At 72.6% G+C, this 13154-nt stretch carries 1 protein-coding gene; it reads left to right on the top strand.

The window, feature by feature from the left end:
* Positions 1 to 7 precede the first annotated feature (7 nt).
* Positions 8 to 12988, top strand: coding sequence for an amino acid adenylation domain-containing protein (locus ACH4XV_RS30585; protein WP_395795408.1), 12981 nt, complete (start codon positions 8 to 10; stop codon positions 12986 to 12988).
* Positions 12989 to 13154 lie beyond the last annotated feature (166 nt).

Below are 13154 nucleotides of genomic sequence, written 5' to 3'. Positions count from 1 at the left end.
GAATCCGGTGCGTTCCATTGGCGTTTCACAAGCGCAGGAGAGCCTGTGGCTGGCTCAGAAGATCACGCCGGATGTGCCGAACATCCCCGCGTGCCGATGGCTTGTCGCGGGCGATGTCGACGTGGAACTGCTGCACGCCGCGCTGCGCGTCGTCTTCCACGAGTACAGCGCCGCACGGGTGAACTTCCGGCAGTTCGCAGACGAGCTGCGGCAGGTGCTCCGCGAGGGCGACACGGACACCTGGACGCCCTCCTTCCACGACGCGAGCGCTGCCGCCGACCCCGAGTCGGCGGCCCACGCATGGGCCGAGGCCATCGAGCGAGAGCCGTTCGATCTGGAACACGACCTCCTGTTCCGGGCCGGGGTCGCCCGCGTCTCGAAGTCGCGATACCTGGTGTTCCTCGCCGCCCATCACACCGTCGCCGACGGCTACACGTTGACCCGGCTCCTGCCGCTCCGCATCGCGGAGTGCTACCGGGCCCTGAAGCACGACACGCCGATCCCGGAGCGCTCCCACGGCGGACCGGAGCTGATCCGCCTGGAAGACCTCCGCTACCGGAGCTCTCCGCAGTTCGCCAAGGACGCCGAATTCTGGCGAACGCGCCTGGACGAGGCACCCGAACCGCTACGGCTGCCGGGACAACGCAGCGCCGGCCGACCCACGGTGCTGCACCACACACTGGCGGTGCCGACACGGGACACGGACGCGTGGTTCGAGGCCGCCGCCTCCATCGACGTGCGGATGCCCGCCTTCCTGACCGCCGCCGCCGCCGTCTTCTTCCGGCACGTGGGCGGGCGCCGGGACTTCACCTTCTCGACGATGGCCCTCGGCCGCACGAAGGCCGCGAGGGACTTCTACGGCTCGCAGTCGACCACTCTGCCCTTCCGCGTGCACGCCCCGTTGGCCACGCGGTTCCGAGACTTCGCACACACGGTGTCCCGAGAGCTGTGGCAGATCGGGCGGCACTCCGCCCACCAGGTCTCCGACATCCGTTCAGGGGCCGGGAGAGCCGACGTGGGGTCGGTCGCCAGTCCCTTCGGAGTCACCCTCAGCATCCTCCCCTTCGTCGCACCGGAGGTCGACTACGCGGGTGCGACCGCGTACGCGCAATCCGGTTTCTCCTGGGGCGCCTTCGACGACCTGCACCTCGCCATCTACTACGACGGCCACGCCAGGAGCGGCCTGCACATCCGGGTGGACGCCAACAGCACGTTGTACAGCGCGCAGGACGTGCGTCGTTTCGCCGATACCCTGGTCGCCTGCATCAGCGGCACGGCACAAAACCCGTACGCCGCGATCGGCTCGTTGGACCTGCTGGGGCCGGGTGCGCGCCGACAGGTGCCGGGCATCGCCGACGACACGGCGGCCGAGCTGCCCGAGGTGACCGTTCCGGAACTGTTGGCACGGGCGGCGGCGGACCCGGACGCGGTCGCGGTGGTCTCCGAGGATCGGCGGGTGAGCTACGCCGAGTTGAAGGCGCGGTCGGACCGGCTCGCCCGGGAGCTGACCGGCCGGGGCATCGGCCCGGAGACCCTGGTGGGGCTGGCACTGCCACGCTCGATCGAGCTGATCGTGGGCATGCTGGCCGTCCTCAAGTCGGGTGCCGCCTATCTGCCCATCGACCCCAGGTACCCCGGCGCGCGGTCGGACCTGATCCTGGCCGACGCACGGCCTGCACTCGTGCTCACCGACACGGACACGGCTCCCGTCCTCCCGCGAACCGGGACCCCGCTTCTGCTGTTCGGTGACGTCGACTTCACGAGCGCGGCCCCGGCGCCGGAGCGGGACCCGGAGCCGGTACGGCCCGCGAACGCCGCGTACGTGATGTACACGTCCGGCTCCACCGGCACCCCCAAGGGCGTGACGCTCACCCACCGCGACATCGTCAACGGCGTGCTGCGCCTGAAGGACGAGGTCGGCATCGACGCGGGCACCCGTATGCTCGCGGGAACCTCCATCGGCTTCGACGTCTCCGTCTTCGAGGTGATCACCACCCTGGCCGCCGGTGGCACGGTCGAGGTCGTTCCGGACGTGCCGACGATCGCCGAGCGCGGTGGTTGGCAGGGTGGGGTGATCAGCACGGTTCCGTCCGTCATGGCCGCGCTGTTGGACCGGTGCGGCGACGGTTTGCAGGCCGATGCCGTCGTTTTGGCGGGCGAGGCGCTGCCCGTCGCGCTCGTACGACGGGTACGCGAGGCCATTCCCGGCGTGCGTGTGGTCAACGCGTACGGCCAGACCGAGTCCTTCTACGCCACCACCCACATCGTCGGCGAGGACCGGCCCGAAGCGGTGACCGCGCCGATCGGTGTGCCGCTGGGCAATATGCGCGCCTACGTACTCGGCCCCGGTCTGGCCCCCGTACCGCCGGGCCTTCCGGGCGAGTTGTACGTGGCGGGCAACGTCGCGCGCGGTTACCGCGACCGTCCCGGCCCGACCGCCGAGCGCTTCGTCCCCGATCCCTATGGGCCGCCCGGCGGGCGTATGTACCGTACCGGCGACCTTGCCCGCCGGAACGCCGATGGGCACCTGGAATACCTCGGTCGCACCGACGCCCAGGTCAAGATCCGCGGCATCCGGGTCGAGCCCGGCGAGGTCGAGGCCGCCCTGACCGCACACCCGGGCGTCGCACAGGCCGTGGTCGTCGTCGGTGCCAACCGCACCGGCGAGCGGCAGTTGGTGGGCTACGCGGTGCCCGTCGGCGTCGGCGTCGGCGTGGGCGTCGGCTCGTCCGGCTTCGGCGCCGCGGCCGGCGTCGGCGAGCTGGACCTGGACCTGGTCGGGACCGTGTCGCCGCGAGAGTTGCGCCGATTCGTGGCCGCCAGACTGCCCGAGTTCATGGTGCCGTCGGTGTTCGTGCTGATCGACCGGGTCCCGCTGACCCCGAACGGCAAGCTGGACCACAGGGCCCTGCCCGAACCGGAGGTCACCGTCGGTGCCTACCGCGCCCCGAGTACTCCCGTCGAGAAGGTGCTCGCCGGGGTGTACGCGGAGGTGCTCGGCCTGGAACGGGTCGGCGTCGAGGACGACTTCTTCGCCGTCGGCGGCGACAGCATCCGCTCGATCCAGGTCGTCTCGCGAGCCAAGGCACAGGGCGTCGAGGTCACACCCAGGCAGCTCTTCGAATGCCGCACCGTGGCCGAACTCGCCGAGGTGGCCGGCGACGTGCGGCACACGCCGGTGCTCGCCGAGTCGGCGGGTGGAGGTGTCGGCTTCGCCCCGCTTCTCCCGGCGGCTCACCACATGCTGCAAGCGGGCGGCGGCCACGGCCGGTTCGCCACGACGACGACCGTCGATCTGCCCGTCGGAATCGACGAGGCCGCTCTGGTCGCGACGCTGGCCGCGGTCGTCGACCGGCACGACGTCCTGCGCTCGACCCTGGTGAACGGCGAAGCGGCGCCGGGGCTCGACGTGGCCCCGCCCGGCGCCGTCGATGTGCCGGGGCTCATCCGCCGCGTCCCCGTCGACGGCGCCGGGGGTGAGGACTGGTCCGACCGGGCGCGCACGGAACTGGACGACGCGGCCGATCGGTTGGCCCCGGCGGCCGGGGTGATGGCCCGGTTCGTGTGGTTCGACGCGGGCCCGTCGATCGCCGGCCGGTTGAGCATCGTCCTGCATCACCTCGTCGTCGACGACGTCTCCTGGCGCATCCTGCTCCCGGACCTGGCCGCCGCCTGGCAGCAGGTCCGCGACGGCCGTACGCCGCGCCTCGCCGAGGTCGCCACCTCGGTACGCCGGTGGGCGCGGGCCCTCACCGAGGAGGCGGCCTCGCCCCGGCGCACCGGTGAACTCGCCCTGTGGCGACGCGTCGTCACGGGACCCGACCCCGACCTGGGCCCGCGCCCCTTCGACCCGGCCCTCGACGTGACGTCCACCGTCCGCCACATACACCTGGAACTGCCCGCACCCCGCACGCGGGCGCTGCTCACCACCCTGCCCACCGCGTTCCGCAGCGGTGTCGACGTCGGCCTGCTCACCGCGCTCGCGCTGGCGCTGGCTCGGTGGCGGAAGCTGAGGGGCATTACCGAGACCTCGCTCCTGCTGCGGGTCGAGGGCCACGGCCGGGAGGAGTCGACCGTGCCGGGCGCCGATCTTTCCCGCACGGTGGGCCGGCTCACCAGCGTGTATCCCGTCCGCCTCGACGTGCACGGTGTCGACCTGGAGGAAGCGCTCGCGGGCGGGCCGGCCGCCGGAGCCGCCGTCAAGGCCGTCAAGGAACAACTCGCGGGCATCCCGGACAACGGCATCGGATACGGCCTGCTGCGCCACCTCAACCCCGAGACCGGCGAAACCCTGCGCCGGTACCCCACCGGGCAGATCGCCTTCACGTACGTGAACTCGCCCGCCGTGGCCGGGAACACGGCCGACGGCCTCGGCTTCACGCCGAGCGCGGGCACCACGGACCTCATCCCCGGGCCCGGCCCGGACATGCCCGCGCGCGCCCCGCTGCACATCACCGCGTACGTCGACGAATCACCCGAGGGTCCCTGCCTCAAGGCCGGGATCGACTACCCCGAGACCCTGCTGTCCCACCGTGACGTACAGGACGTGACGGATCTGTGGCGCACGGCGCTGGAGGCACTCGCCGACCACGCCGGCCGCCCCGACGCGGGCGGGGCGACCCCGTCGGACACCCCTCTCGTGGACATCGACCAGGTCGAACTGGACGCCTGGCAGGCGCGATACGGAAGGCTGATCGACGTATGGCCGTTGACCCCGATGCAGTCCGGTCTGCTCTTCCACACCATGCTCACCGGCAGCGCGTCCGTCGACGCGTACCACATGCAGCTCACCTTCCACCTCTCCGGCGCGGTGGACCCGGAGCGCATGCGCGCGGCCGGGCAGGCCCTGCTCGACCGGCATCCCAACCTCGGCGCGGCGTACGCCGCGAACAGGTCGGGGGAGTGGCGCCAAGTGGTGCCGCGACGGGTGGAACTGCCCTGGCAGTACCTGGACTTGAGCACACTGGGCGCGCCACGTCGGGACGAGGAGCTGAAGCGGTTCCTGACCGCCGACCGCGGCACGTACTTCGATCCGGCGAGGCCACCGCTGCTGCGGCTCTCCCTGGTCAAGTTGGCGGCGGACCGCTGGGAACTGGTCCTGACGGCCCATCACATACTGTTCGACGGCTGGTCCGTGCCGCTCCTGATGAAGGAACTGCCGCGGCTGTACGCGGCAGCGGGCGACGGCACGGCGCTGCCCCCGGTGCGCGGCTACCGCGACTTCCTGTCCTGGCTCGCGCGACAGGATCGGCGGGCGGCGGCCGACGCCTGGACCGCGGAACTGGCCGGGATCGAGGAACCGACGCTGCTGGTCCCCGACGCGCCCGCGGACGGGCACAGCGCGGGGCTCGGACTGATCGAGGTACCCCTGTCGCCGCAGGCGGCGCGTGACCTCGCCCGGACGGCGGCCGAACTGGGGGTCACGGCCGGCACGCTGCTGCATGGGGCCTGGGCAATACTCCTGGCCGGGCTGACCGGGCGTCAGGACGTGCTCTTCGGTACCACCGTCTCCGGAAGGCCGCCCGAGCTTCCCGAGATCGACTCGATGGTGGGCCTGTTCATCAACACGCTGCCGGTGCGCGTCGACTGCGCCCCCGGCCGCACGCCGCGCGACATCCTGACCGGACTGCATCGCCGACAGGGCGCCCTGCTGGACCACCAGCACCACGGGCTCCTCGACATCCAGCAGGACCTCGGCCTGAGCACCCTGTTCGACACGATGGTCGTCCTGGAGTCGTTCCCCGTCGACAGCGCGGCCATCAGCGAGGCGACATCGGCCGCCGGGATGCGGATCACCGGCCTGAGCCCGCTCAGCGGTGTCCACTATCCGATGGCGGTCGTCGCCCTCGCCGAGCCGCACCTGCAGGTGGCCGTCCAATACCAGCACCACCTCGTCGACCGTGAGCGCGCGGCCGACATCGTCGCCGCGTACGCGAGGATCCTGCACCGTCTCACCGAAGACCTCGACACTCCGGTCGGCGCGATCGACATCGTCACCGACGCCGTCCGCGACCGGCTCCTGACCGACTGGAACGACACCGCGACGGTACTGCCGGAGACCTCCCTCGACGAACTGTTCACCGAGCGGGCTGCCGAGGCCCCGGACGCGGTCGCCGTCGTCGACGGCGAACGGCAGCTCACCTACGCGGAGTTGGAGACCCGCGCCAACCGGCTCGCCCGGGTCGTCGCCGCACGAGGCGTGGGCCGAGACACACCGGTCGGGCTGGCGCTGCGGCGTTCGGCCGACCTGATCGTCGCCACGCTCGCGATCCTGAAGGCCGGGGGTGCCTATGTGCCCCTCGACCCGGACTACCCGGCCGAACGGCTCACGTTCATGCTGCGCGACGCCGCCCCCGCCCTCGTCCTCACCGACACCCTGCTCGCCATGGAACTCCCCTCGGACATCTGCCCGTTCCTGGTCATCGACGAGCCCGCCGTCGAGCGGGAGATCGCGTGCTCCGCCGATCGTGCCCCGCAGCGGCGGCACCACCCCGACCAACTGGCGTACGTCATGTACACATCCGGCTCCACCGGCACCCCCAAAGGCGTCGCCGTCACGCACCGCGCCGTGGCGAGCCTCGCCCTGGACCGCCGCTTCGCGAACGGCGCGCACGAGCGGATCCTCATGCACTGCGCGCAGGCCTTCGACGCCTCCACCTACGAGCTGTGGACCCCGCTGCTGCGCGGCGGCACCCTCGTCCTCGCCCCGCCGGGCCCCCTGGACACCACCACACTCGCCGCTCTCGTCGCCGCTCGGGGAGTCACGCTCGCGTGCTTCACCGCCGGGCTGTTCAAGGTGGTGGCCGAAAGCGAGCCGGAGAGCTTCGCGGGCCTGCGCGAGATCCTGGTCGGCGGCGACGTGGTGTCCCCGACCGCCGTGGCCCGGGTCGCCGCTGCCTGCCCCGGCATCCGAATCTTCAACGCGTACGGACCCACCGAGACCACCAGCTTCTCCATCTACCACCCCATCCCCGCCGGCGAAGACGTGCCCGACCGGCTGCCCATCGGCCGGCCGCGAAGCAATACCCGCGCCTACGTCCTGGACACGGCCCTGCGGCCCGTCCCGCACTCGGTCCCCGGCGAGCTGTATCTCGCGGGCGCCGGCCTGGCCCGCGGCTACCTCGGGCGCGCCGCCCGATCCGCCCGGTCCTTCGTGGCCTGCCCGTTCGGGCCCCCGGGGGAGCGCATGTACCGGACCGGCGACATCGTCGTGCGTACCCCCGACGGGCGGCTCGACTTCCGTGGCCGCGCCGATTCCCAGGTCAAGATCAACGGCTTCCGCGTCGAACCGGGGGAGGTCGAGGCCGCGTTGAGCGCCCATCCCGGCGTCGCGCAGTCCGCCGTGACGATCGTCGCGGACCGGACCGGCGAGCGTCGCCTGGTCGGGTACGTGGTACCCGGCGCCGACCTTCCCCCCGCCATCGACCGGGCACAGCGGATCCACGACTGGGAGCAGATCTACGACCGGGTCTACGCGAAGGCGCGTGCCCCGTGGGGGGAGGACTTCTCCGGCTGGGAGTCCAGCTACACGGGCCGGCCGATCCCCCTGTCCGACATGCGGGAGTGGCGGGCCGCGACGGTGGACCGCATTCTTGCGGGTGAGCCGCGCCGGATACTCGAACTCGGTGCCGGCTCAGGCCTGTTGATGTCGTCGATCGTCGGACGGGTCGACGAGTATTGGGGCACCGACCTGTCCGCCGAGGCCATCGAACGTCTCGCCGGCGAGGTCGAGCAGGCCGGGTACGCCGATCGGTGCACGCTGCGCCACCAGGCGGCCGACGACGTGACGGGCCTGCCGCACGGCCGCTTCGACGTCGTCGTGCTCAACTCCGTCGCGCAGTACTTCCCCGACGCCGACTACCTGGACCGGGTGCTCGCCCAGGCCCTGCCGCTGCTCGCGCCCGGCGGACGGCTCTTCGTCGGCGACGTGCGCAACACGGCCACGCTGTGGCTGTTCCGGGTCGGAACGCAGCGCGCCCGGCGCCCGGACGACTCCCCGGCGGCGGCCCGCACCGCGATCCGGCGCGCGGTCCTGCTGGAACCGGAACTGGCCCTGGACCCCGAGTGGTTCACCCGCTGGGCCCGGCGGCACGGCGTCGCGAGCGTGGACGTCGCGCTCAAGCCCGGCCGGGTCCACAACGAACTCACCCGACACCGCTACGACGTCGTCCTGCGCCAGGACCCGCCCGCCGACGCCCTTGCCCTCGACGACGCTCCGCGCGTGCCGTGGGGCCCGGGGGCAGTGGACCTGAACGACCTGGATCGGCTGTGGCGCACACGCGAGGGCGAGGGTGCGCTGGTCGTCACGGGCATCCCCAACGCCCGGCTCGACGGTGAGGCGGCACTGGCGGCGGAGCTGGGCTTGGCCGGTCCCACGGCCGAGAGCCCGGCCGGCCCCGCCGCCGGACACCCGGACGCCGGCGGCGGGGCCCTGGATCCGCACGACGTGCTCGCCTGGGCGGCCCAGCGCACCGTGACCGCCCGGCTCACCGGGTCGGCGACCGGCGCCGAACGTTTCGACGCCGTGCTCCTCCCGCACGGCCACGGGCCCATCGTCCTGTGCCCCGCGGCCACCGCCCGCCCCGATCGGGAACTGGCCACCGACCCGTCCGCCGCGTCCCGCGTCGGCGTGCTCGTCGGCTCGCTCCGCGGCCGGCTCGGCGAGCGACTGCCCGCCCACCTGGTGCCCGCCGCCGTCATCGCCGTCGCCGCACTGCCCCTGACACCCCACGGAAAGCTGGACCGGCGAGCCCTGCCCGTCCCCGACTTCGCGCCGACAGCCACCGGGCGGGCCCCGCGCACCCCGCTGGAGGAGTTGTTGTGCGGGCTGTTCGCCGAGGTGCTCGGCCTGGACCGGGTCGGCATCGACGACGACTTCTTCGACCTGGGCGGCCACTCCCTGCTGGCGACACGCCTGGCGGCCAGGGTCCGCTCCGTGCTCGGCATCGAGCTGTCGTTGCGCGTGCTGTTCGCGGCCCCCAAGGTCGTCGAACTCGTGGAACACCTGCCGCACAACGCCCGCACCCGCGCCCCGCTGCGGCATGGCGCACCGCGCGGCAAGACGGTTCCGCTCTCCTTCGCGCAGCGCCGCCTGTGGTTCCTGGACAAGTTCGAGGGCGGATCGAGCACCTACCGAACGCCGTTCCCGCTGCGTCTGACCGGCCGGCTCGACGCGGCCGCGCTCGCCGAGGCACTGCGCGACGTGGTGCGGCGCCACGAGAGCCTGCGCACCCTGTTCCCCGAGGACGCCGCGGGCGAGCCGCACCAGTACGTCCTGGATGCCGGGGAGGCGACCATCGACCTGCCCGTCATCGACGTCGCGCCTCAGGACCTGGACGAGGTGTCGGCCTCGGCGGCGGCCCGCCCCGTCGACCTGGCCACGCAGATTCCGATGCACGCCACGCTCGTGCGCCTCGCCGCCGAGGAACACGTCCTCCTGCTGATGATCCATCACATCGCCGCCGACGGAGAGTCCCTCGCGCCGTTGGCCCGGGACCTGTCCGCCGCCTACACCGCCCGCCTGCGCGGCGAGGCGCCGCGCCGACGCGAACTGCCCGTACAGTACATCGACTACACGCTGTGGCAGCGCGAACTGCTCGGCTCCCCCGACGATCCCGAAAGCCTCCTGTCCACGCAGATCGACTACTGGAAGGCGGAACTCGCGGGCCTGCCGCAGCCCCTACAGCTGCCCACCGACCGCCCGCGCCCGCTCGTCGCGAGCCACCGCGGCGACGTCGTGGAGTTCGCCATCGACCCGCGCACGGCCGCCGCCGTCGAGGAACTGGCGCGCAGCCGCGGCGCCACCGCGTCCATGGTGGTCCAGGCCGCGCTCGCCGTCCTGCTGCACGCGCTGGGCTCCGGCGACGACATCGCCATCGGTTCCCCCATCGCCAACCGCACCGACGACAATCTCGCCGACCTGATCGGCTTCTTCGTCAACACCTGGGTCCTGCGTGCCCGGTTGGTGGGCAACCCCGCCTTCCTGGACCTGCTCGACCAGGTGCGCGGCAAGTCGTTGGACGCCTACGACCATCAGGACCTGCCCTTCGAACGACTGGTGGACGTCCTCAACCCCGAGCGCTCGACGTCCTATTCGCCGCTGGTGCAAGTGATGCTCGCCTGGCAGAACTTCACTCGGGAGAACCTCACGCTGCCCGGGCTGCGGGTGAGCCTGGAGCCGCTGCGCAGCCGCGTCGCCAAGTTCGACCTGTGCTTCAACCTGTTCGCCGACGCGGCCGGCCAGGGCATCGTCGGCCGGCTCGAATACGCCACGGACCTGTTCGACCGCGACACCGCCGAACGCCTCGCCGAGCGTTTCGTGCGGGTCGTGGAACAACTCGTGGCCGATCCCGCGCAGCGCATCGGCGCGGTGGACGTACTGGGACCACGGGAGCGACTGCGCCTGAGCGCCTGGTCGCGGGCGGGCGGCCCCGGTGACCCCGTGCCCGACCTGACCCTCGCGCGGGCTTTCGAGGCGACGGCGGCGGCGCACCCGCGGCGGCCCGCGGTCACCGGGGGAGCACGAACGCTCGACTACGCGGAGCTGAACACCGCCGCGAACCGCCTGGCCCGCCTGCTGCGCGGGCGCGGCGCGGGGCCCGGCCGACTGGTGGCCGTGGCGCTGCCCCGCTCGGCCGAACTGATCGTCGCGCTGGTCGCGGTCCTGAAGACCGGCGCCGCGTACCTGCCGATCGACCCGGGCCACCCCGTCGACCGCAGCGTGTACACGCTCACCGACGCAAGCCCCGAACTCGTGCTCACCGACGCCTCGTTCGCCGAACGATTGCCGTCCGGGCCGCCCTGCGTGGTCATCGGCGGCCCCGGTCCCGACGCGGCGCTCGCCGCGCTTCCGGGCCACGACCTCGACGCGAACGAACGCGGCACCCACCGCCCCGGCGACGCGGCCTACGTCATCTACACCTCGGGCTCCACGGGCCGCCCCAAGGGTGTCCTGGTCACCCACCGCAACGTACTCGCCCTGATGACCCGCACCCGGGACCTGTTCGACTTCGGCGCGGACGACGTGTGGACGATGTTCCACTCGCCCGCCTTCGACTTCTCGGTGTGGGAACTGTGGGGGCCACTGCTCCACGGCGGGCGCCTCGTGACGGTCCCGGACGACATCGTCCGGTCGCCGGACGACTTCCTCGCGCTGCTCGTGCGCGAGCGGGTGACGGTGCTCAATCAGACGCCGTCCGCGTTCCATCAGCTCATCCGCGCGGACCGGGAGAACCCCGAGCCCGGTCGCCGATCGGCCCTGCGCACGGTGGTGTTCGGCGGCGAGGCGTTGGATCCGGCGCGTCTGGTCGAATGGTACGAGCGGCACCCCGCCGACGCCCCACGGTTGGTGAACATGTACGGCATCACGGAGACCACCGTGCACGTCACCCACGGCCCGCTCGACCCCGCGCTCGCGCACGGCGGCGCCGGCAGCACGATCGGCACCGGCCTGCCCGGACTGGACGTGCGCCTGCTCGACGGGGCACTGCGTACCGTACCCGCGGGGGTCGTGGGGGAGCTGTACATCGGCGGGGACCAGCTCTCCCGCGGCTATGTGAACCGTCCGGGGCTGACGGCGGCGCGGTTCGTCGCCGACCCGTACGGGCCGCGCGGCAGCCGCCTCTACCGCTCCGGCGACCTGGCCCGCTGGACGCGGTCGGGGCAGCTGGAGTACGTCGGGCGCTCCGACGACCAGATCAAGCTGCGCGGGTTCCGGATCGAGCCCGGCGAGGTCGAGGCGGCGCTCCTCGCGCGTGCCGACGTGGCCGACGTACGGGTCGCGGTGCGCGTCGACGCGGCGGGGGACAAGGCGCTGATCGCGTACGTGGTTCGGGCCGGCTCCCATGTCCTGCCCGAACCGGCCGTGCTGCGTGCCGAGCTGCGCAGGGTGCTGCCCGACCACATGGTTCCCGCCGGCTTCGTGTCGCTGGATTCCATCCCGCTGACCCGCAACGGCAAACTCGACCACGCGGCCCTGCCCGCGCCCACGCGCACCGTGTCGGTACCCGCCGCCGGGCCCTCCGGGGCGCTCGAACTGCACGTCGTCCGGGCGTGGAGCCGCGTCCTGGACCTCGACCAGGACGGCGTGGGCATCGACGACGACTTCTTCGACGCCGGGGGAGACTCGTTCAAGGCGGTCGCCCTGGCCCGCGCGATCGGCCGGGGGCTGCCCGTGGTCGAGGTCTTCAAGAACCCCACCCCCCGTCGACTGGCCGCATGCCTGGTCTCGACGGCGGACGCGTCCGGGCTGTTGCACCGCCTGACCCCCGAGCCCGAGGACGGGACGGTCCCCGAGCACACCGTCGTCTGCGTCCCGTACGGCGGCGGCAACGCCACCGCCTATCGGGCCCTCGCCCGCGAGCTACCCGAAAGCGCCGATCTGTGGGCCGTCGAGCTGCCCGGACACGACCCGGTGCGCCCCGACGAGCCGCTGCGGCCCTGGGCCGAGACCGCCGAGCTGCTGGCGAAGGAGATCGCGCGGACGGTGCGCGGCCCGTACACGCTCTACGGGCACTGCGCGGGCACGCTCCTCGCGGTCCACGTGGCCCGCCATCTGGAGGACCTCGGCGCCGCGCCCTCGGCGATCGTCCTGGGAGCCGCGATCCCACCGGGCGACGACCTGCCGGCGGACGTGGCGGATCCGGCAGATGTGGCGGACGAGCAGCTCTACGCCACACTGCACGCGCTGGGCGGCTTCTCCGGAGCGCTGGACGACACGGATCGCCACCGTGTCCTGAACGTCGTACGCCACGACATGGCCGAGGCCATGCGACTCCACCGCGAGGGCGCCACCGACCGGGAGCGGCTGCGTACCCCGGTCCGGGCCGTGATGGGCACCGACGACCCGCTCACCGACGGCTACGCGACGCGTTACCGCGCCTGGGAGAGCTACGCCCGCGACGTGACCCTGCACGTGATCGACGGCGCGGGCCACTACTTCCTCAAGGACCACGCGAAGGAGGTGGCCCGTGTGGTCACCGGCGAGTGAGCAGCCCCGGGCGGCGACTCCCCCGAACGGTTGGCGTGTTCCGTCCGCCGGGCGGCGCATCGGGTCCAAGGATGCCCGGTCCGTACGGAGTTAGGTTCGTTCCGCAGCCGGGGAACGTGATCTCGATCCCCGTCGACGGTCCCGTCCGAGCGGCGAACGCGGAACA

The organism is Embleya sp. NPDC020630, assembly GCF_044334985.1.
Taxonomy (GTDB): domain Bacteria; phylum Actinomycetota; class Actinomycetes; order Streptomycetales; family Streptomycetaceae; genus Embleya.
Note: the sequence above shows the minus strand (reverse complement) of the source record. Positions and strands in the feature narration are given on the sequence as shown.